Raw genomic sequence first — 19,384 nt, 5'->3', positions numbered from 1 at the left:
GCACCTGCGATCGGCAGGTGCCCGTCGTCGTGCGCGGGGCGCTCTGCGCCCGGCAGGTGGTTCGCGCCGCGTTATCTTTCCGGTGCGCGGCGTGAGGAGGCCGAGATGGAGCAGGCCGACTGGGACGCCCACCGCCCCGCCGTGTTCGGGGCGGCCTACCGGATCCTCGGCACCGTCGCCGAGGCCGAGGACGTGACGCAGGAGGTCTGGCTGCGAGCCTCCGCCGCGGATCTGTCCGATGTGCGGGATCTCCGGTCCTGGCTGGTGACCGTGGCCGCCCGGGCGTCGTACAACGTGCTGCAGTCCGCGCGCGTCCGGCGCGAGTCCTACGTCGGCCCGTGGCTTCCCGAACCGCTGCTGACCGGCCCGGACGCCGCCGAGCAGGTTCTGGTGGACGAGTCGGTGAGCACCGCGATGCTGGTGGTCATGGAACGGCTCAGCCCTTCCGAGCGCGTCGCGCTGGTCCTGCACGACGTCTTCGCCTTCCCGTTCGACCGGATCGCCGAGGTGCTCGGCGCGACTCCCGCCGCCGGCCGCAAGCTCGCCTCCCGCGCCCGGGCGAAGGTGGCCGCGGCCGACGGGCGGCCGCAGGCGTCCAAGGCCGAGACCGAGCGCGTGCTCAAGGCCTTCAAAGCCGCCGCCGACCGCGGTGACCTGGCTGAACTCGTCCGGCTCCTGCACCCGGAGGCGGTCTACGTCGCCGACGGCGGCGGCCGGGCGACCGCCGCGCGCCGACCGGTCGTCGGCGCCGAGACGATCGCGCTGCTGGTGGCCCGGCAGATCCAGATCCGGCGGCCCGACGCCTTCCGCGTCGTCGAGGTCAACGGCCGCCCGGCGCTGGCCACCTACTGCGCCGGAGCCCTGGTCTGGCTCGACACGGTGGAGATCGCCGACGGGCGGATCGCGGAGTTCCGGCGACTGGTCAATCCCGAGAAGCTCGGTCACATCTGAACCCGCTGTCCGGTCTCCCTGCCGAAGCCCCTGGTGCCCCGGGGGCGCAGCGGATTCAGGAGAGGACGACACGATGGCGCAACTCGTGATCATCGGCGGTGGCTTCGCCGGGGTGTGGAGCGCGGCGGGAGCGGCGCTGGCGCGCGGGGAAGCGGACCTGCGCATCACCCTCATCGCGCCGAACGAGCACCTGGTGCTGCGGCCACGGCTGTACGAGCCGGAGCCCGATCTGGCCAAGGTGGAGCTGAGCAGGATCCTCGACCCGATCGGTGTCGAGCACCTGCGGGCCTCGGTCAGCGCGATCGACACCGAGCGGCGCGCGGTCGTGGCCGACGGCCGCACCATCGGCTACGACCGGCTGGTGCTGGCGGCGGGCAGCGAGCTCGTCCGCCCCGGGAACCTGCCCGGCGCGCAGCGGCTCTTCGACATCGACACCTTGGGCGGCGCCCAGCGGCTGGCCGCGCACCTGCGCGCCCGCGAGGACTTCTCCGCGGTGGTGGTCGGCGCCGGCTTCACCGGCCTGGAGATCGCCACCGAACTGGCCGCCCGCGGCCGGGTGGTGCTGGTGGACCGCGCCGGCGAAGTCGGACCCGAACTCGGCCCGGGCCCGCGCCCGCAGATCGAATCGGCGCTGGACGAACTGGGCGTCGAACGCCGCCTCGGCACCACCCTGGCGGAGGTCGGCGACGACTACGCCGCCCTGTCCGACGGCACGAAGGTGGTGGCGGACGCGGTGGTGTGGACGGCGGGAATGCGCGCCAGCCGCCTGACCGGCCAGATCACCGACCGGCTCGACCCGCTGGGGCGGATTCCGGTGGACCGGCACCTGCGCGCCCTGCCGGAGGTGTTCGCCGCCGGGGACACCGCCGCCGCGGCGGCGTCCGATGCGGAGCGCACCGTCGTGCAGGCGTGCCAGTACGCCACTCCGATGGGCAAGGTCGCCGGGTACAACGCGGCGGCCGACCTGCTCGGCAAGGCGCCGCGCGAGTTCGCCCCCGGTCCGTACGTCACCTGCCTGGACCTCGGCGGCGCCGGTGGGATCTTCACCCGGGGCTGGAACCGCGAGGTGGTGGCCTCGGGCGCGGCGGGCAAGGAGATCAAGCGGCGGATCAACCAGGGCATCCACCCGCCGGTCGACGACGCCGCGAAGATCCTGGCCGCTGCCGACCGCATCAGCGCCGAACGGCCCTTCTTCCCCCGCGACGACGAGGCAGCCTCCTCCGGGGCGTGAGCCTCGACGTGCTCCCGGAGCGCGCGGTCCGCCGCGCCCTCCGGGAGCACCGGAGCGGTCAGCGCCTGGTCGGGACGCCGAAGCGGGTCAGCAGGTCGTCCTCGATCCGGCCCAGTTCCGCGTCCACGGCGCGGTGCGCCGACCGGCGGCGCTGCGTCGGCATCCGCTCCGCGGCCCGCACCGCCGTCGTCAGCTGCATCAGCCGCGCGCCCGTCCGCTCCGCGTACTGGTCCGCCACCAGCCTCGCCTCGGCGTCCTCGGCCTGCTCGCGCAGTGCGCGCAACGCCTCGGAGTCGCCCGCGATGCGCGCGTGCAGCGCCGCGCCGTGGCCCGTGTAGGTGCCGATGTCGTCGACCGGGACCCCGAGGCGCCGGGCTCGCGTCCGGTCGTAGCTGCTGCGGAGCGCCGACACCACGCGGACGGCGAACGGGAGCAGCACCGGGCCGACGACCTTGGCCACACCGATCACCTTCTTGGCGTTGCCCGGCGTGATGCGCCCGTGCTCGCCCTTCTTGATCGCCTTGGCGGCCCTCTTGTCGGCCTTCTTCGCCGCCTTGGCCGTCCTGCGGGACTCGGTCGGGATCCGCTTCGCGGTCGTGCGCTTCCTCACCGGGCCGTCACCTCCCTGTTCGCGCTGCAAAGCCTAAGTCCGCAGCGAGCCGCGCACGACAGCAGAAGGCGACGAGTCGTGCGCGGAACGTACGACGCCGCTCGGTCGTGTAGCCGGGGTGATGGGCGCACCTGTCATGCCGACGGCATACGCTTCACCCGTGAAGGAGAAGGTGCTGCTCGACGCAAGCGTGGTGACGCGTTGCCGTCGACGCGTGCACCTGGAGAACGACCCGTCGATGCAGGACCAGCCGAAGGCTCCGCTGGACCTGGGCATCGAGCAGCGGATCGCCGACGCAGCCGAGCACCGGCGCGCCGTCGCGAAGCTGCTCAGCCGGCTGCACGGTCCGGACTGGACCGAGATCCCGCTCGGCGCACCGGCCGACCGCGCCGAGCTCACGCTGGCCGCGATGCGCGCGGGAACCCGCTACATCTCCGCCGCCCAGCTGCCGTCGGACTCCGACAGCGGACGTCGCGGCACGGTCGACCTGCTGGTGCGCAGCGGCGACGGGTACGTGCCGGTGCTGGTGGTGCGGCACAAGATCACCGATCCGGGGCGCGGCGCGCGGGTGTCGCCGGTGGAGCGCCCGCTGCCCGAGGAGGCCTCGACCGACCGGCTCCGCAAGGTGCGGGCGCAGCCCCGCGACCAGCTCCGGCTGGCGCACGCGGTCCGGCTGCTGCAGGCCTGCGGGATGAGCGCGGCCGCCGACCAGGGCGGCGTGATCGGCGTGGAAGCCGACGTGGTCGTCTGGCACGACCTGGCGGCGCCGAACTGGCCGGGCGGGCGAACCGCGCTGGCCGAGTACGAGGCGCGGTTCGCCGACCGGTTGGCGGTGGCCAGCGCGGCCGCCGAAGGCGCCGAACCGCTCGCCGAACCCTCCCGGATCAACGAGTGCAAGGGCTGCCCGTGGTGGCCGGTGTGCGAGCAGCAGCTGCGCGACCGGCGCGATGTCAGCCTGGTCGTGCGCGGCGAGGACGCCACCGCGCTGCGCGACCTCGGGGTGTCCACAGTGGACGCGCTGGCCGAGATGCCGCTGGAGCGGGCCGAAGAGCTGCCGCTGACCGGCGTCCGCAACACCGACGCGATCCTGCTCGCCAAGGCGTGGCTGCAGGACCTGCCGCTGGTGCGGCGGGTCCGCGACCTGTCGGTGCCGCGAGCCGACGTCGAGGTCGACGTGGACATGGAGAGCTACGGCGATTCCGGCGCCTACCTGTGGGGCTGCTGGCTCTCCGGCGCCGACATCGGCGAGGAGCAGGGCTACCGGGCGTTCGTCAGCTGGGAACCGCTGCCGTCCGACGACGAGGGCCGGTCCTTCGCCGAGTTCTGGATCTGGTTCTGCTCGGTGCGCCGGCTGGCCTACGAGCGCGGCCTGACCTTCCGCGCCTACTGCTACAACGAGCTGGCGGAGAACCGCTGGATGCTGGCCTCCGCGCAGCGGTTCGCGGGCAAGCCCGGCGTGCCGTCGGTGGCCGAGGTGCGCGAGTTCATCCGCTCCGCGGAGTGGGTCGACCTGTTCGCCTCGGTGCGCGAGCAGTTCCTGTGCCCCAACGGCAAGGGCCTGAAGGTGATCGCGCCCAGCGCCGGGTTCGGCTGGCGGGACGCCGAGGCCAGCGGCGAGAACTCGATGCGCTGGTACCGCGACGCGGTGGGCCTGGGCGGCGGCACCCCGGACCTGTCCCAGCGCGACCGGATCCTCCGCTACAACGAGGACGACGTCCAGGCCACCTGGACGATCCGCCGCTGGATGACCTCCGACGAGGTCCGCGAAATCCCCTTCGCCGAAGACCTCTGACCGCCGCGCCGGGAGGACGGGTGGTCGATTTCGCGAGAAACCGACCGTCACCCGGGTGAACGTCGACTTCTCGCGAAAACGACCGGACGGCGCCTACGGGACGATGACCGCGCGGCCGGTGATCTCGCCGGCGTGGAAGCGCTCGTAGACCTCGGGCGTCTCCTCCAGGCCGAAGGTCTCCACGTGCGCGCGCAGCGCGCCGGAGCGGGCCAGGTCCAGCACCTCGATCAGCTCCGCGCGGCTGCCCCAGTACGGCGAGGCCACCGAGACCTCGTGCGGCAGCAGGCCGAAACCGACCGGCAGCGGTGCTCCGGCGATCCCGACGATGGTGATGTCGCCCTCGATCGCCACCGACTGCGCGGCGAGCTTCACCGTGGGCGCGATGCCGACGAAGTCCAGCACCACGTCCGCGCCCAACCCGTCGGTGAGCTCCCGGATGCGCTCCGGCGCCGACTCGTCGGAGCGGGCCACGTCGTGCGCGCCCACCTTCCGGGCCAGCTCCAGCCTCGCGTCGGCCACGTCGAGCGCGATCACCCGGGCACCGGTGGTGGCGCGCAGGATCTGCACCGCCAGGTGCCCGAGCCCGCCCGCACCGATGACGACCGCAGTGCTGCCGCCGACCAGCTTCGGCAGCGAGCGCTTGATCGCGTGGTACGGGGTGAGCCCGGCATCGGTCAGCGGTGCGGCCTGCACCGGATCCAGCCCGTCCAGCGGAACCAGGTGCCGGACGTCGTCGACCAGCAGGTACTCGGCCATCGCACCGGGCGCGCCCAGCCCCGGCGGCCGGATGCCCAGCTCACCGGCGCGGGTGCAGTAGTTCTCCTTGCCCTGCGCGCAGTTCCGGCACACCCCGCAACCCCACGGCCCGTACACCGCGACGGACTCGCCCTCGGACACCCCGCGCACGCCGGCGCCGAGCGCCGCGACGGTGCCGACGCCTTCGTGCCCGAGCGTGAGCGGCAGCTCGAACGGAAGCACCTCCGCGGGCCGGCTCATCACCCCGATGTCGGAGTGGCACATGCCCGCCGCGGTGACCTGGAGCAGCACCTGGCCGGGGCCGGGCTCGGGCCTGGGCACCTCCACGACCACGGGACTCTCCCCGACCCGCTGGTACTGAACGGCCTTCATGACCTGACCCATCGCGAGCTCCTTCCGCGTTTCAGACCGGAGCCCATCCTCCGCCGAATCTCGCGTCGCCACCGCTCGTGAGTGTTTTGTGGCGTCATAGCACCACAAAACACTCACGGGGCTGGGTCAGCGGGGCGCCATGCGGAGGGCACCGTCCATGCGGATGACCTCGCCGTTGAGGTAGTCGTGCTCGACGATGTTCAGCGCGAGCTTCGCGTAGTCGTCCGGGGTTCCGAGGCGCTTCGGGAACGGCACGCCGTCGGCCAGGCCCTGGCGGTACTCCTCGCTCACGGTGGCCAGCATCGGGGTGTCCACGATGCCGGGCGCGATGGTCATGACGCGGATCCCGGCCGAGGACAGGTCGCGCGCCGCGGGCAGCGTCAGGCTCGCCACCCCGCCCTTGGACGCGGCGTAGGCGGCCTGGCCGATCTGCCCGTCGAAGGCCGCCACCGAAGCGGTGTTGATCACCACGCCGCGCTGGCCCTGCTGGTCGGCCTCGGTCTCGCGGATCGCCGCCGCGGCCAGCCGGAGCACGTTGAAGGTGCCGAGCAGGTTCACCTCGATGACCTTGCGGAACAGCTCCAGGTCGTGCGGGCCCTGGCGGCCCACGATCCGCGCCGACGGCCCGATGCCCGCGCAGTTCACCACGATCCGCAGCGGATTCCCGGCGCCCGCGGCCTGCTCCACCGCGGTCTGCACCTGCTCGGCGTCGGTGACGTCAGCGGCCGTGTAGGTGACGCCGTCGACCACCGGCGCCTTGCCCACGGCGTCCGGCAGGTCCACCGCGAACACCTGAGCGCCGCGCCCGGCGAGTGCTCTGGCGGTGGCCGCGCCAAGGCCGGAAGCCCCGCCGGTGACGATCGCCGCGGTGTCGGTGATCTGCATCTGCTCGTTCCTTTGCGTCCGGTGCTGGTACCCGGGCATGTCTAACACCTGGGAACTTCCTTGCCCAGCATCTGACGCGGAACGGGCACGGGGCGAAGCGGCGGTCACCGATGGCGGCGCACCTCCTTCCCGGAGATCGCCTCGGCGAACTTGAGCAGCGCCACCAGGGGCAGCGCGGCCAGCAGCGCGAGGCCGATGAACAGTGCGGCGAACCCGATGAGCTCCATGCGAAGAGCGTGGTCCGCTCACCGCGGCCGCCGCGTCGGCCACCAGGGCAGAACTCCGGTCCGTCCGAGCGAAAACCCCATCACCCAACGTGATCGGAATCACTCCGCGCGCCCCTGATCTGGCGACGAACGCGCGATTTCAATGGAAATCAGACGTCTGAATTCCATTGAAATCGCATCACAGCGGTGGGCAGATGGCGTTGAGGACGTCGAGGTCCTCCTGGGTGGGGCGCCACTGGCCCGCCACCGCGTTGGCCTGGACCTGCTCCGGCGTCGTCGCACCGCTGATCACCGAGCCCACCACCGGCTGCGCGGCCAGCCAGCCCACCGCGACCGACGTCATCGGGATGCCGCGCTGCTCGGCGAAGGTCCGCAGCTGCTCGATGCGCTCCCACGGCGCGTCCATCAGCATCTGGTTGCGGTTGGCCAGCCTGCTGCCGGCCGGCGGCTCCTGGTCCTTCCGGTACTTGCCGGTCAGCAGCCCGTTGGCCAGCGGGAAGTACGGGATCAGCCCGACCCCGAACCGCTTGCAGGCCGGGATCACCTCGCGCTCGGCCTCGCGCGCCAGCAGCGAGTAGTGGTTCTGCGTGGACACCGGCCCGGTCAGCGCGGCCGAGGACGCCAGCCAGGACGCGTCGGCGAGCTGCCAGCCCGCCAGGTTGCAGTGCCCGACGTAGCGGATCTTGCCCTCGCGGACCAGGTCGTCGAGCACCGAGAGGGTCTCCTCCAGCGGCGTCAGCCGGTCCGGCCGGTGCAGCTGGTACAGGTCGATCCAGTCGGTGCCCAGCCGCCGCAGCGAGGACTCCACCGCTCGGCGCACGTAGCGGCGCGAGCCGCGCGCGGCGAAGTCCGGGCCGTTGCCGCCCTGCATGTCCATGCCGAACTTGGTCGCGATGATCGCGTGCTCGCGGCGGCCGGAGAGCGCCTGCCCGAGCAGCTCCTCGCTGCGCCCGCGCGGCGAGCCGTACACGTCGGCCACGTCGAAGAAGCTGATGCCGGCGTCGAGCGCGGTGTCGACCACCGCACGCGCGCCGGCCAGGGACTCGGTCGCCGTGCCCGGTCGGCCCAGGTTGTTGCAACCGAGACCGACCGCGCTGACCACCAGACCGGATTCGCCCAGGCGTCGCTGTTCCACGCGGTGACCATAAACGGCTGGTCACCTGCACGTCACTCTGGACGTACGGCGCGTGAACGTTTGCCCAAGTCGGTTCCACTCGTCGGGCGATGTGCCACGATGCCGAAGGGGGTTGCGACCGCCCGGTCGTGCGCGTGAAGGGGTGTGGGGACTGTGTTCGCCCGTCGGATCGTCGTTGTCGGTACCGGGTACGTGGGACTCACCACCGGTGCGTGCTTGGCCTCGCTGGGGCACCGCGTGGTGTGCAGCGACGTCAACGCGGAGAAGGTCGCGCAGCTGTCCCGCGGTGAGGTCCGGATCCACGAGCCGGGGCTGGCCGAGCTGGTGCAGGAGGGCATCGCGGCCGGTCGGCTGGAGTTCGTGCTGGGCTCGGCGGGCGCGGTGGCCGATGCCGAGGTGGTGTTCCTGTGCGTGCCGACGCCCATGGGCTCCGGCGGTGGCGCCGATCTGGCGGTGGTCGAGTCGGTGGCGCGCGAGGTGCGCGAGGTGCTGCCCGCCGGGTGCGTGCTGGTGACGAAGTCGACGGTGCCGGTGGGAACCTCGGCGCGGCTGCGCGAGCTGGTCGGACGTCCCGACGTCGCGGTGGTGAGCAATCCGGAGTTCCTGCGCGAGGGTTCCGCGGTGCACGACTTCCTGAACCCGGACCGGATCGTGGTCGGCTCGGACAGCCAGGACGCGGCCGAGCGGGTGGCGGCGCTGTACGCGCGGTTGGGCGCGCCGACGGTGCTCACCGACGCGGCCAGCGCGGAGATGGTGAAGTACGCGGCGAACTGCTTCCTGGCGACCAAGCTGTCCTACGTGAACGCGATCGCCGAGCTGTGCGAGCGGCTGGGCGCCGACATCACCGACGTGACCGAGGGGATGGGCTACGACCGGCGCATCGGGCAGGCGTTCCTGCAACCCGGCCCGGGCTGGGGCGGCTCCTGCCTGCCGAAGGACACCGCGGCGCTGCTGCAGGTCGCGGAGGCCGTGGAGTTCGACTTCCCGCTGCTGCAGGCGACCATCTCGGCCAACGCGCGGCAGCGGGAGCGGATGGTGGCCAAGGTCGTCGACGCCTGCGGCGGTTCGCTGGACGGCGTCCGGCTCGGCCTGCTGGGCCTGACGTTCAAGGCGGGCACCGACGACCTGCGCGATTCGCCCGCGCTGGAGGTGGCCCGGCTGCTGGCGGCGCGAGGTGCTGAGCTGGTCGCCTTCGACCCGGGCCTGCGCGGCGACGAGCCGGGGCTGCCGCTGACCCTGGTCGACGACCCGTACCAGGCGGCGAAGGGCGCCGCGGCGCTGGTGCTGCTGACCGAGTGGCAGGAGTTCCGCACCCTGGACTGGGCCCGCGTGGCCCAGGAGCTCGAAGCCCCGGTGGTCGTGGACACCCGCAACCACCTGGACCCGGACGCCCTCCGCCGAGCGGGCCTGAGCTGGCGAGGAGTCGGCCGGACCCCGGTTGGCTGACCTGCGCCCGGCTCCGTTTTCCCTGGTCAGGGGCCGTGAGCGGTTTGAGGGGCCATAGCACCCCGAAGTACTCACGGGCCTTCACCAGCGGAGACGGAGCCGTTGCCGGAGATTGTTGCTTCGGCTATCGATCAACCGGGTGATGGGACCTTAAGGTAGTTGACGTGTTCACTACTCGCCCGGAACTCGCCGGTACGCACGGGATGGTCGCCTCCACGCACTGGCTCGCCTCCGCCGCGGGCATGGCCGTGCTGGAGGACGACGGCAACGCGTTCGACGCCGCGGTCGCAGCCGGACTCGTGCTGCAGGTCGTGGAGCCGCACCTCAACGGACCGGGCGGGGAGCTGCCCGCGCTGTTCGCCACCGCGGACGACCCGCGGCCGCGCGCTCTCGCCGCCCAGGGCCCGGCGCCCGCCGGGGCGACCGTGGCGCACTACCGCGACGAACTCGGCCTCGACCTGGTGCCCGGCACCGGTCTGCTGGCCACGACCGTGCCCGGCGCGTGGGACGGCTGGCTCCTGCTGCTGCGCGACCACGGCACCAAATCGCTGCGCGAGGTGCTGAAGTACGCGATCGGCTACGCGCGCGGCGGCTACCCGATCGTGGAGCGGATCAGCACCACGATCGACACCGTCCGGGAGATGTTCCGGGAGCACTGGCAGACCTCCGCGAACCTGTGGCTGACCGACGGCGCGGCCCTCGCGCCGGGCAGCGTCCTCCGGAACCCGGCGCTGGCCGACACCTGGGAGCGGCTGCTGACCGAGGCCGAAGCGGCCGGGCCGGGCCGCGAGGCGCAGATCGACGCCGCCCGCCGCGCCTGGTCGCAGGGCTTCGTCGCGGAGGCGGTGGACAAGTTCGCGCGGATCCCGCACCGGGACAACTCCGGCCGTGACCACGCGGGCGTGATCACCGCGCAGGACATGGCCGAGTTCGAGGCCGGCTACGAGACGCCGCTGACGATCGACCTGCCCGGCGGCTGGACGCTGGCGAAGTTCGGCATCTGGTCGCAGGGCCCGGCGCTCGCGCAGCAGCTGCGCCTGCTGGAGGGCTTCGCCGACCGGATCGGCTACGTCGACGGGATCGCCGACGCCGACACCGTGCACCTGTCCGTCGAGGCGGCGAAGCTCGCCTTCGCCGACCGCGAGGCGTGGTACGGCGACTCCGCCGATGCCGGCGTGCTCACCGACCTGGTGTCCCGCGAGTACGCCGCCGAGCGCCGCGAGCTGATCGGCGACCGGGCGTCGATGGACCTGCGCCCCGGCGCGCCGGGCGGTCGGCAGCCGGCGCTCTCCGCGCACATCGCGGAGAACCGCGGCGTCGACGGGGCGAAGGACCCCAGCGGCGTCGGCATCGGCGAGCCGACGGTGTCGCCCACCGGTGAGGCCCGCGGCGACACGGTGCACATCGACGTGGTGGACCGCTGGGGGAACATGGTCTCGGCGACCCCGTCCGGCGGTTGGCTGCAGTCCTCGCCCACCATCCCGGAACTCGGCTTCTGCCTGGGCAGCCGGGCGCAGATGTTCTGGCTCGACGAGGGCCTGCCGAACTCGCTGGCGCCGGGCAAGCGGCCGCGCATCACGCTGAGCCCGTCGCTGGCGCTGCGCGGTGGAGTGCCGACGCTGGCCTTCGGCACGCCGGGCGGCGACCAGCAGGACCAGTGGCAGCTGTGCTTCTGGCTGGCGCACGTCCACGGCGGCCTGAACCTGCAGGAGGCGATCGACTCCCCGGCCTGGCACACCGGTGCCTTCCCGGGCTCCTTCTACCCGCGCGCCTGGGAACCGGGCCGGGTGGTCGCGGAATCCCGCCTCGGCGCGGAGACCCTGGCGGAGCTCCAGCGCCGGGGTCACGACGTCCTCGACGCGGGGCCCTGGGCCCTCGGCCGCCTCTCGGCGGTCTCCCGGGACCCGGAAACGGGCATCCTCCGCGCCGCGGCCAACGCCCGCGGCGCCCAGGGCTACGCGGCCGGTCGCTGAGCCGTTCCACGCAATTTCAATGGAAATCGGACGTGCGATTTCAATGGAAGTTGCGCATCCGTCGGAGTGTCGGTCACCCGACACACCGACGGCGCGTCGGGATTTGTGCAATTTCAATTGAAATTAGACGTCCAATTTCAATTGAAATTGCACACCTCCCGGCGTGTCGGGACTCGACACGCCGGGAGTCCTCTGTGGAGGGGCAGGCTGCGCGGAGGTCAGGCTGCGCGGAGGGTTCGGCCTAGGAGGAGCATGCGGAGGGTTCGGGCCGTGGCGTCGGCGATCAGCTCCGGGGCGCTGTTGATCGCGTCCTCCAGCGGCACCGGGCCGGTCAGGATTCCGGTGATCGCGTCGATTCCGTGGTCGTAGCTGATGTCCGCGCCGGGACCGATGGTGCCGCACAGGGCGATCACCGGCCTGCTGTGCCGCTTGGCCCGCCGGGCCACCTCGGTCGGGATCTTGCCCAGCGCGGTGGACGCGTCGATGGCGCCCTCGGCGGTGATGACCAGGTCCGCCTTCTCCAACCACCGGTCCAGGTCGGCGCTTTCGAGGAACACGTCGAACCGCGACTCCAGCTTCGCGCCGAGCACCCCGGCCAGCCCCGCGCCCAGGCCGCCGGAAGCGCCGCTGCCGGAGAGCTCGGCGTAGCGGACGCCGCTGTGCTTGCGCAGCAGGTCCGCCCAGATCTGCATGGCCGCGGCCAGCTGCTCGACCTGTTCCGGCGAGGCGCCCTTCTGCGGCCCGTAGCGGCGGGCGACGCCGTTGGGCCCGCACAGCACGTTCTCCGGGTTCACCGCGACAACGATGTCCACTTTGGACGTGCGCGGGTCCAGGCCGCTGACGTCGAGGTGCCGGGCGCGCAGCAGTTCCGCACCGCCCTCGCCGATCTCCGCGCCGTCGACGTCGAGCACCCGCACGCCCAGCGCTCGCAGCGCGCCCGCACCGCCGTCGCAGATGCCGGAATCGCCGCAACCCACGATGATCTTCTCCACGTCGGCGTCGAGCGCGGCGGAGATCAGCTCGCCGACGCCGCGGCTGGTCGTCGCACCGGGATCGCGCTGGCCCGGCGGTACCAGTGAAAGCCCCGCGGCGGCGGCCATCTCGACGAACGCGGTGTGCTCGTCGAGCAGCGCGTAGTGCGCCTGCACCGGCTCGCCGACCGGGCCGGTGACGGTGGTCGGCACCAGCTCGCCCCCGGTGGAGCGGGCGAGCAGGCGCGCCGAGCCCTCGCCGCCGTCGATCAGCGGGATGGTGTCGACGATCGCGCCCGGCACCACCCGGCGGATCCCGGTCCGGATCGCGGCGGCGACTCCGTCGGCGGCCAGGCATTCCTTGAAACCGCTCGGGGCGACGGCGAAGCGCAGCATGACAATCTCCTCCACTGTGGACATTCAGAGCAGCGGCAGGCCGAGCAGCGGCCAGCCGAACAGGGCGAACAGGACGACGAGCGCGGCGAGCGCGGGCCCGAGCAGCGCGGCGAGCTTGAGCAGGTCGCGCGGCTGGTAGGTGGGGATGTTCTCGAGCCGGGCGAACATGGCGACCGGCTTGGCCGAGGACGGCAGGGTGTGGCAGAAACCGGCGGCGGCGGTCGAGGCGAAGGCCAGCGCGACCGGGTTGGCGCCGACGGCGAGCGCCGCGGGCACGACCAGCGGGATCAGCACCGAGGACCGCGCGGAGCGCGACTGCACGACCAGGTGCGCGGCGGTGCTGAGCAGGACGACCGTGATCAGCAGGGTCATGACGTCGTTCCCGCTGAGCACCTTCGATGCGAGCCACCCGGCGGCGCCGGAGGAGGTCAGCGCGGTGCCGAGCGCGGCCGTGGCGGCCATGAACAGCAGCAGCGACCAGGGGATGTCGGCGATGGCCTTGCCGATCCGCACGGTGCCGAAGCGCGGCGAGGTGATCAGCAGCGCCCCGCCCAGCGCGACCAGCGCGGGGGAGAGGTCGTGCAGCGATTCGGTGCTCCAGAGCACCACCACCGCAACGAGCATCGTGACCGCCCGGATCTCGGCGCGCTGCATCTGCTCGGGGACGTTCAGCCGCGCGCGCAGTTCAGCGGCGTCCACGCGCAGCTGCTCGCGGCGGTCGGCGTGCTTGGTGAAGAGCAGCAGCACCAGTTCGGCGGCCAGGTGCGAGCTGATCGCCGCGAACGGCAGGCCCCACAGCAGCCACTGCGCGAAGCTGATGCCCTCGTCGATCGTGGCGTCCAGGATCTGGCTGGTGATCAGGTGCGCGCCCGCGCCGACCAGCGTCGCGATCGCCGACAGCAGCACCACGGTCGGGAACAGCAGGGCCAGCGCCCGCACCAGGCGGGGCCGGGCGGCGAACACCCCGGCCAGCGCGCTGTAGATGGGCAGCACCAGCGCGGCGCGGCCGCTGGTGCTCGGGATCAGCAGCGCGGTGACCAGCAGGCCGAGGGTCACCAGGTGGAACAGGCAGCGGGCCGACCGGGCGCGGCCGACGAGCGCGACGGCGAGCCGGGCGGGCAGCCCGGTCCGGTTGACCCCGGCGGCCAGCACGAACGCCGCCACCAGGAGCCAGATCTGGTCGTCGCCGAGCGTCTCGAACAGCTCCTCGGCGTCCAGCGCGCCCAGCACGACGAGCGCGGCGGCCGCGGCGAGCGCGACGAAGGTGTCGTCGAGCCGGTTGCTCATCCATCCGATGACCGCGGCGGTGAACACCAGGAGGGTGATCAGCCCGGACTGGCTCAGCTCACCGGGACCGGTCGTGTCCGGCGCGGTGAAGACGGCCGCCACGGCGAACAGCAGGACCGCGGCCGCGGTGATCGCGACGGCCCAGCCGCGCTCGCGGTGCGGCTCGGACACGTTGCGGACGGTGCGCGCCGGGGTGGCGTAGTCGGTGCGCACCCGTTCGGTGTCGTGATCGCCGTTCATGGTGTCCACGATCGGAGGCCCCGCTGAGAGGTGCGTGAACGGTTCATGAGGGGGCGTTCATGTGGTTGTCCACACCCCTGTGGACAACTTTGTCCACAGGGGTGTGACCTGCTAGAACTCCCGTCCGTGGGGCCGCTGTGGCGCAAAGTTATCCACAGCTGTGCACAACCTCTACCGACGGGTGCTGACCAGCACCAATCCGGCTCCGATCAGCACCGTCCCGAACCACGCGCCCGCGTCCAGCCGCTCACCGACGACGAGCACGCCGAGGATCGCGGCGACCACCGGTTCGAGCAGGCTCAGCGTCGTCGCCGCGCTGGTGGAGGTGTGCCGCAGCCCGGCGCCGAACAGCACGTAGGCCAGTCCCATCGGGATCACCGCCAGGTAGCCGGCGACCGCCAGCCCGGACGGCGAGGAGAGCAGCGGTCCGCCGGTGAGCGCGAGCACCGGGAGCAGGACGAGCGCGCCCGCGCCGAACATCGCGCCCATCACCGCGCGCGACCCGTGGCCCCGGCGCATCATCCGCGACGCCGACCACGAGTACACGACGTACCCGGCGCCGCCGAGCAGACCGAGCAGCGCGCCGAGCAGGGCGTTCGCGTCGGCACCGGCCCAGCCGCCACCGGTGATCAGCAGCAGGCCGAGCACCGCCAGCGCGGCCGACACCGCCCACCGGCCGTCCAGCCGGACACCGTCGACGACCCGCTCCAGGATCGCGGCGAACACCGGCGCCGACCCGAGCGTGACGACGGTGCCGATCGCGACTCCGGCGAGCGCCATCGACGAGTAGAACGCCAGCGGGTAGACGGCCACCGCCAGCGCGCCCACCACGAGCAGGCCGGGCCGGCCGGAGCGCAGCACTTCGAAGGCGGAACGGCCCGCGATCGCGAGCAGCAGCAGACCGCCGACGCCCATCGTGGCGGCACCGATCGACAGCGGGCTGGCACCGGCCGGGGCGAAGCTGGCCGCGGTGCCGGTGGTGCCCCACAGCGCGGACGCCAGCAGGACGAGGAGCGGGCCGGAGCGGAACGAGGCGCGCGCGGGCGCGTCGAGGAGTTGGTCGGACATCGTGAACTCTTCCGTTCGAGGAGCGATGGGACGCGTCGAACGGGGGCGCGTGCGTGCAGCGGGTTTCCCGGCGCCGTTTTCAGGCAAGACCGACGGAGGACTGCACAGCAGGGTGAGCGACGGCCGGTCAAGCCGTCGAAGGAGCGCCGCCCGTCAGCAGGACGGCGGCGGAGTGACGCGACGCCAGTACGAGTTCACGAGGCACACCCTAACGGGTTAACAGGGCGTTCGGAACGTGCTCCGCACCGCACCGACGCCGCCCTGGACGTTCTGCGGAGGTCTGCGATGGCGATCCTGCACACCGACATCCCGACGCGCTCCCAGGTCGACGCGCTGCTGACCGCGCGCAACCCGAACAGCGCGTCCCTGTACCTGCCGACCGACCCGGCCTCCACCGGGGAGGCCGAGCGGGTGGAGCTGAAGAACCTGACCGGCGAGGCGCTGGAGCAGCTCCGCGCGGCGGGCGCGGACAAGGACGCCGTCGGCGAGCTGGCCGACCACCTCGCCGATCTCGGCGACGACGAGGCGTTCTTCCGGTACCAGGCGCGCAGCCTCGCGGTGTTCGCCACGCCGACGTCGATCACCACGTTCCGGCTGCCCAACCACCTGCGTGCCGCGGTCGAGGTCTCCGACCGGTTCCACCTCAAGCCGCTGCTTCGCTCGATCACCTTCCCGAACACCGCGCTGGTGCTGGCCCTGGCGCAGCACTCGGTGCGCCTGCTGGAAGTGCTGCCCGAGCTGGACCCGGTGACCATCGAGGTGCCCGGGATGCCGTCCGACATCGACAGCGCGGTGGGCCGGGCGTTCCCCGCCGACCGCTCGCCGATCCGCAGGCTGCAGGCCGACGAGGGCAAGAAGGTGCGCATCCGCCAGTTCGCCCGGCAGGTCGACCGCGCGCTGCGGCCCGTCCTGCGCGGCGACGTGCCGCTGATCCTGGCCGCCACCGAGCCGCTGCAGAGCATCTTCCGCTCGGTGAGCGGCGCTCCCGAGCTGGCGCCGGTCGGCCTGACCGGCAACCCGGAGGAGAGCACCGACCGCGAACTGGCCTCGGCGGCCCGCAGCGTCCTGGACGACCTGCACGCCGACCGGCTCCGCGAACTGCACGAGCTGTTCGACCTGCGCACCGGGCAGGGCCGGGCGGTCAGCGACATCGCCGACGTGGCCCGCCACGCGACGATGGGCGCGGTGGACACGGTGTTCGTGGACATCGACAACACGACGACGGGCGTCATCGACGAGGCGGGCGCGGTGGACTTCGAACCGGCCGGCGCCTCCACCTACGGCCTGCAGGACGAGATCGCGCGCCGGGTCTGGCTCACCGGCGGCCAGGTCCTGGCGGTCCGCCGCGACGACATCCCGGCGGGTGGGGAAATCGCCGCGATCCTCCGCTACGCCCCCTGACGCGATCCTCCGCTACGCCCCTGCGGCGATTTCAATTGAAATCAGACGTCCAACTTCAATTGAAATCGCGCAGGCACCGGCGTGTCGCGGCCCGACACGCCGGTGCCGGTGGTGAACGTCCGCGATTTCAATTGAAATCAGGTGTTCGATTTCAATTGAAATCGCGTGGTCGGAGCCCTGGGGCGGCGGAACCGGCCGGGACCCGTCAGGTGCCGAGGCGGTAGCCCATGCCGCGGACCGTGGTGATGCGCTCCGCGCCGATCTTGCGCCGCAGCGCCCGCACGTAGACGTCGACCACGTTGGAGCCCGGGTCGAAGTCGTAGCCCCACACGTGGGAGAGGATCTGCTCGCGGCTGAGCACCTGGCCCGAGTGCCGCAGGAACAGCTCCAGCATCGCGAACTCCCGCGCCGTCAGGTCCACCGTGCCGTTCGGGACCTGGGCGCGGCGGGTGCGCAGGTCGAGCGACAGCTCGCCGTCGCGCAGCACCGTCACCTCCGGCACCCGGTCCACCGGGCGCAGCCGCAGCCGCACCCGGGCCAGCAGTTCCTCGAACCGGAACGGCTTGGTCATGTAGTCGTCCGCGCCGCCCTCCAGCCCGGCCACCGTGTCGTGCACGCCGTCCCGCGCGGTCAGGATGATCACCGGCACCGTCATGTGCTGGGCGCGCACCGCCCGCAGCACCGAGAACCCGTCCTTGCCCGGCAGCCCCAGGTCCAGCACCACCAGGTCGAAGTCGCCGGTGAGCAGGTAGTCCTGGGCGGTGTCGCCGTCGCCGACGACGGTGGTGGTGAAGCCGTTGGCGCGCAATCCCTTCTCGATGAACGCCGCGATGCGCGTCTCGTCCTCCGCGATAAGGATCTTGCTCATGGAGTGGGCTCCTCAACTGGGATGTGCGGGGGGATGGCGGGCAGTTCGAGGCGGAAGGTCGCGCCGCGGCCCGGCTCCGACAGCACCCGCACCCGGCCGTAGTGGGCGTCCGCGATGGCCTTGACGATCGCCAGGCCGAGCCCGGCGCCGCCCTTGCCCTTGCCGCTGCCGTGGGTGAAGCGGTCGAAGATCTTCTCCACCTCGGCCGGGTCGACGCCGGGCCCGCGGTCGGCCACCCACAGCGAGACGGTGCCGTCGACCAGCGACGAACCGATGCGGATCTCCGAACCGGGCTCGGTGTGCTGCACCGCGTTCTGGGCGAGCTGCACCATCGCCTGGGTGACGCGCTGCTCGTCGACCACCACGTCGCCCTCACCGATGTCGGCGAGCACCCAGCGGCGGTCCGCCAGCGACCGCACCTTCGCCTCGATGTCGCTGGTCAGCTCGGCCAGCGGGACCGGGGCGGGGGTGACGAAGTCGGGCCGGTCGGCCTTGGCCAGCATCAGCAGGTCGTTGACGATGCGGGTCATCCGGTCCAGCTCGTCGGTGCACAGCCGCACCACCTCCTCCCGCTCCGCGGGGTCGTCGCCGAGCAGTTCGAGGTTGCCGCGCACGATCGTGATCGGCGTGCGCAGCTCGTGCCCGGCGTCGTCGACGAACTGGCGCTGGATGCGGAAGGCGTCCTCCAGCCGGTCGAGCATCGCGTTGAACTGGTCGGCCAGCGCCGCGATGTCGTCCCGGCCCTCGACCGGGATGCGCCTGGTCAGGTCGTGCTCGGTGATCTCGGCGGCGGTCTGCCGCACGGCCCGCACCGGCGCCAGGATCAGCCCGGCGACCACCCACGACGACAGCGCCGCGATCGCCACGCCGATCCCGCTGACCAGCAGCAGGGTCTGCACGGTCCGGTCGGCCTCGCCCATCGCCTTGTCGGTGTAGCGCTGGACGATGAACCACGCCGGGTCGCTGTTGGCGGACTCGGCCCGCACCTTCACCCAGCTCATCCGGCCCAGCGGCGTGTCCTCCTCGCCCCAGGTGCTGGGCTGGTCCACGATCCGCTGCACCATCGCCGGGTCCTCGGCGAAGCGCTCGATCTGGTCGTTCTGCTCCTGGGCGAGCGTGCGCAGACCGGTGGGCGTCCGCCACACCCCGATCAGCGCCTCGTCGGGATCCGGGTACTGGCGGCGCAGGTAGGAGTCGAAGAGCGCGTCGGGGGCGCTTATCAGCTGGCCGGTGTTCGGGTCGCGCCCGGTGGCGGCGAACGTGGAGAACTCGTGCGCCTCCTGCTCCAGCGACTCCGCGATCTGGTCGTTGACGTCGTTGTGCAGGAACGAGCGCACGATCAGCACCACCGCCAGCAGCACCACGACCAGCACCAGCAGCAGCCAGCCCATGATCTGCGCGCGCGCCGGGATGCGCGTGCCCCGGCGGGTGGGGAGCTTGGGGAGCGACCGCGTCGGCGCGGGCTCAGTCGTCGTCATCGTCGTCGTCATCGTCGTCGTCGCCGGGCGCGGGCGGCGGGATCTCCGTCGTCGGGGCGGGCGACGCCGTGGTGGGGTCGGGTCCGGGCGAGCTGCCGATCTGCACGGTGGCGGGAACTTGGGGAACGCGCGGTCCGTCGGTGAGCGCGAAGCTCACCAGCACCGCGGCGATGGGCAACGCCATCGCCGCGAGCAGCAGGACCGCCTTGGGAACCGACCTCATGACGTCCACTCTGACCTCCGTTCCCGCGACCCGGCATGAAAGCCGGATGAGAGGTTTTTCATCTGAGCCCGTCG

17 protein-coding genes are annotated in these 19,384 nt (G+C 72.4%); 6 read left to right on the top strand and 11 right to left on the bottom strand.

Annotation, left to right across the window (positions count from 1 at the left end; translation table 11 throughout):
- The first annotated feature begins 105 nt into the window (after positions 1 to 105).
- Positions 106 to 951 carry an RNA polymerase sigma factor SigJ gene (gene sigJ, locus C4T78_RS22080; protein WP_093350942.1) on the top strand — a complete coding sequence of 282 codons (846 nt, stop codon included), beginning with the start codon at positions 106 to 108 and terminating at the stop codon, positions 949 to 951.
- A 73-nt stretch (positions 952 to 1,024) separates the two neighbouring features.
- Positions 1,025 to 2,182: an NAD(P)/FAD-dependent oxidoreductase gene (locus C4T78_RS22075; protein WP_093350944.1), complete on the top strand. Its 1,158-nt coding sequence runs from the start codon at positions 1,025 to 1,027 to the stop codon at positions 2,180 to 2,182.
- 58 nt (positions 2,183 to 2,240) lie between these two features.
- On the opposite strand, the gene C4T78_RS22070 is transcribed toward C4T78_RS22075, so the two are convergent.
- Positions 2,241 to 2,792 carry a DUF6474 family protein gene (locus C4T78_RS22070; protein ID WP_219915376.1) on the bottom strand — a complete coding sequence of 184 codons (552 nt, stop codon included), beginning with the start codon at positions 2,790 to 2,792 and terminating at the stop codon, positions 2,241 to 2,243.
- Positions 2,793 to 2,952: 160 nt separating this feature from the next.
- Between C4T78_RS22070 and C4T78_RS22065 the strand changes: the two genes are divergently transcribed.
- Positions 2,953 to 4,584, top strand: a complete 1,632-nt coding sequence (locus C4T78_RS22065) for a TM0106 family RecB-like putative nuclease (RefSeq protein ID WP_093350947.1) — start codon at positions 2,953 to 2,955, stop codon at positions 4,582 to 4,584.
- A 93-nt stretch (positions 4,585 to 4,677) separates the two neighbouring features.
- On the opposite strand, the gene C4T78_RS22060 is transcribed toward C4T78_RS22065, so the two are convergent.
- From C4T78_RS22060 to C4T78_RS22050, 4 genes are all read right to left on the bottom strand, one after another.
- Positions 4,678 to 5,712 (bottom strand): NAD(P)-dependent alcohol dehydrogenase, encoded by a 1,035-nt coding sequence (locus C4T78_RS22060; RefSeq protein WP_093351208.1) that lies wholly within the window; start codon positions 5,710 to 5,712, stop codon positions 4,678 to 4,680.
- A 126-nt stretch (positions 5,713 to 5,838) separates the two neighbouring features.
- Positions 5,839 to 6,597, bottom strand: a complete 759-nt coding sequence (locus tag C4T78_RS22055) for an SDR family NAD(P)-dependent oxidoreductase (protein WP_093350949.1) — start codon at positions 6,595 to 6,597, stop codon at positions 5,839 to 5,841.
- A 104-nt stretch (positions 6,598 to 6,701) separates the two neighbouring features.
- On the bottom strand, positions 6,702 to 6,824 hold the full coding sequence (locus C4T78_RS37085) for a hypothetical protein (protein WP_256258354.1): 123 nt from the start codon (positions 6,822 to 6,824) through the stop codon (positions 6,702 to 6,704).
- 178 nt (positions 6,825 to 7,002) lie between these two features.
- Positions 7,003 to 7,959, bottom strand: a complete 957-nt coding sequence (locus tag C4T78_RS22050) for an aldo/keto reductase (RefSeq protein ID WP_093350952.1) — start codon at positions 7,957 to 7,959, stop codon at positions 7,003 to 7,005.
- A gap of 153 nt (positions 7,960 to 8,112) precedes the next feature.
- Between C4T78_RS22050 and C4T78_RS22045 the strand changes: the two genes are divergently transcribed.
- Together C4T78_RS22045 and C4T78_RS22040 are read left to right on the top strand one after the other, a co-directional pair.
- Positions 8,113 to 9,405 (top strand): UDP-glucose dehydrogenase family protein, encoded by a 1,293-nt coding sequence (locus C4T78_RS22045; protein WP_093150516.1) that lies wholly within the window; start codon positions 8,113 to 8,115, stop codon positions 9,403 to 9,405.
- A gap of 164 nt (positions 9,406 to 9,569) precedes the next feature.
- Positions 9,570 to 11,378 (top strand): gamma-glutamyltransferase family protein, encoded by a 1,809-nt coding sequence (locus tag C4T78_RS22040; protein WP_093350954.1) that lies wholly within the window; start codon positions 9,570 to 9,572, stop codon positions 11,376 to 11,378.
- Positions 11,379 to 11,596: 218 nt separating this feature from the next.
- Here the strand turns inward: C4T78_RS22040 and C4T78_RS22035 are convergent, their stop codons facing one another.
- The 3 genes from C4T78_RS22035 to C4T78_RS22025 all read right to left on the bottom strand — a co-directional run bounded on the left by C4T78_RS22035 (position 11,597) and on the right by C4T78_RS22025 (position 15,340).
- Complete coding sequence (locus C4T78_RS22035) at positions 11,597 to 12,745, bottom strand: glycerate kinase family protein (RefSeq protein ID WP_235863452.1); 1,149 nt, start codon at positions 12,743 to 12,745, stop codon at positions 11,597 to 11,599.
- A gap of 24 nt (positions 12,746 to 12,769) precedes the next feature.
- Positions 12,770 to 14,272, bottom strand: a complete 1,503-nt coding sequence (locus C4T78_RS22030) for an SLC13 family permease (protein WP_093350959.1) — start codon at positions 14,270 to 14,272, stop codon at positions 12,770 to 12,772.
- Positions 14,273 to 14,443: 171 nt separating this feature from the next.
- On the bottom strand, positions 14,444 to 15,340 hold the full coding sequence (locus C4T78_RS22025) for a DMT family transporter (protein ID WP_093350962.1): 897 nt from the start codon (positions 15,338 to 15,340) through the stop codon (positions 14,444 to 14,446).
- A 285-nt stretch (positions 15,341 to 15,625) separates the two neighbouring features.
- Here C4T78_RS22025 and C4T78_RS22020 point away from each other — a divergent pair, with 285 nt between their 5' ends.
- On the top strand, positions 15,626 to 16,741 hold the full coding sequence (locus C4T78_RS22020) for a baeRF11 domain-containing protein (protein WP_093350964.1): 1,116 nt from the start codon (positions 15,626 to 15,628) through the stop codon (positions 16,739 to 16,741).
- Positions 16,742 to 16,946: 205 nt separating this feature from the next.
- Here the strand turns inward: C4T78_RS22020 and C4T78_RS22015 are convergent, their stop codons facing one another.
- The 3 genes from C4T78_RS22015 to C4T78_RS22005 are packed head-to-tail and all read right to left on the bottom strand — an operon-like array spanning position 16,947 to position 19,310.
- On the bottom strand, positions 16,947 to 17,609 hold the full coding sequence (locus tag C4T78_RS22015; RefSeq protein ID WP_093350967.1) for a response regulator transcription factor: 663 nt from the start codon (positions 17,607 to 17,609) through the stop codon (positions 16,947 to 16,949).
- Positions 17,606 to 19,087, bottom strand: coding sequence for a sensor histidine kinase (locus C4T78_RS22010; RefSeq protein ID WP_093350970.1), 1,482 nt, complete (start codon positions 19,085 to 19,087; stop codon positions 17,606 to 17,608). The genes C4T78_RS22015 and C4T78_RS22010 overlap by 4 nt, the downstream gene beginning before the upstream one ends.
- Complete coding sequence (locus C4T78_RS22005) at positions 19,074 to 19,310, bottom strand: hypothetical protein (protein WP_093351210.1); 237 nt, start codon at positions 19,308 to 19,310, stop codon at positions 19,074 to 19,076. Before C4T78_RS22005 ends, C4T78_RS22010 begins: the two co-directional genes overlap by 14 nt.
- Positions 19,311 to 19,384: the final 74 nt, after the last annotated feature.

The sequence above is a fragment of the Saccharopolyspora kobensis genome, from assembly GCF_900108315.1.
GTDB lineage: Bacteria > Actinomycetota > Actinomycetes > Mycobacteriales > Pseudonocardiaceae > Saccharopolyspora > Saccharopolyspora kobensis.
Note: the sequence above shows the minus strand (reverse complement) of the source record. Positions and strands in the feature narration are given on the sequence as shown.